Below are 1,260 nucleotides of genomic sequence, written 5' to 3'. Positions count from 1 at the left end.
CCTGGGCTCGGCATAACCACGACCTCGGGATAATTGCTGAAGCCTACTTTGCGGAGCTCGTCCTCGTTTTCGGCTTCGAAATACAACGTCGTCACGTCGTACAGCAGAAGGCTCAAACCGCCGCAATCACTGCTGTAGTCAAAGCATTTGGCCGCGATCGCATCCCGGTACTTGCCCGACCCGACCTGATCGAGATGACGGGCAATCGTGCGGTAGGACACCGTCGTTGCGCCCAAGTCGGTCAGCACTCGCTGCGCGTCGGCCTTGCTGGTGGGCTCGACAATCCGGGCGATCACCAAATCCCGGAACACCGGGTCAGCGACCACGCCGAACCCGAGCCAGTCATAGACGTGGGCGAGGGTGTCATAGAGCAGCCGCGAGGCGGCGCCCACTGTCCGCCCAGGCGGCACCACCGGGGCCACCACAGGTTCGGCCGGCTCACCAATGAGCGCCTGCTCGCGGAAATCGGGCACATCGGCCATCGACTGAGCACGCGCCGCCACCTCGAAGTCGAGCGCGGCTTGGCCACCGACCACCATCTCCCGGGCCTGTTCGAGCAGAATGCCCAGCTCAGCATCGGTATGCGCCGAACCCAGATGCGCCAGGATCACCACCCGGCCATGGTCTTTGCGCGCGACCTGCACTGCCACCGCGCCCGAGGTCGTGCGCACCTTCCGCACGTACGCCACCGCCCGAACCTACCCGGCTAGTACCCCAAACAGCCCACCCCAAGCAGCAAACCCACAGGTCAGAGGCCTAGCGGGTCAAAAACTCGGCGACCATGTCCGAAGTCAGGTGTTCGGCTCGGCGATGGACGTCATCGACCGCTACCTGCCGGACAAGAAGAAGCACGCCGTGATGCGCGGGATGCTCGCGTTCCTCGCCGTCAACTCCACCTATCGCGGCCCCTACACCCCCGGCAGCGCGACCTGTCTGGCCTTCGCCCTGGCCGTGCCTGAGGAGGGCACCGCGATGATGACCAAGCTCGAAGGCGGCATCGGTGCGCTCACCGAACACCTGCGCGACATGTTCGAGAGCCACGGCGGCGAGATCCGCTACCGCACCAAGGTCGCGCAGATCCTCGTCGACGACGGCAAAGTCACCGGCGTGCGCTGCCGCGACGGCGAGACGATCACCGCGTCCGTCGTCGTCTCCAACCTCTCCCCCGACACCACCCTCACCGAACTCGTAGGTGCTGATCATCTTTCGGCTCAGCTCCTTGCCCGGCTGCAAGGGCGCGACCACCGGGCGTCGTTCGTT

The 1,260-nt window shown here is 65.3% G+C and carries 2 pseudogenes; one reads left to right on the top strand and one right to left on the bottom strand.

The annotated features are described in order from the left end of the window. Positions 1 to 689: pseudogene (locus CWS39_RS28255) on the bottom strand (IS1634 family transposase); the annotation flags it as partial. A 106-nt stretch (positions 690 to 795) separates the two neighbouring features. Between CWS39_RS28255 and CWS39_RS28250 the strand changes: the two are divergent. After that, positions 796 to 1,260 (top strand): annotated as a pseudogene (locus CWS39_RS28250) (phytoene desaturase family protein); the annotation flags it as partial.

The organism is Mycobacterium hubeiense, from assembly GCF_002838065.1.
In the GTDB taxonomy this organism is placed as follows: Bacteria; Actinomycetota; Actinomycetes; order Mycobacteriales; family Mycobacteriaceae; genus Mycobacterium; species Mycobacterium hubeiense.
The sequence above is the reverse complement of the archived record's forward strand: the minus strand, read 5'-3'. Positions and strand labels throughout refer to the sequence as shown.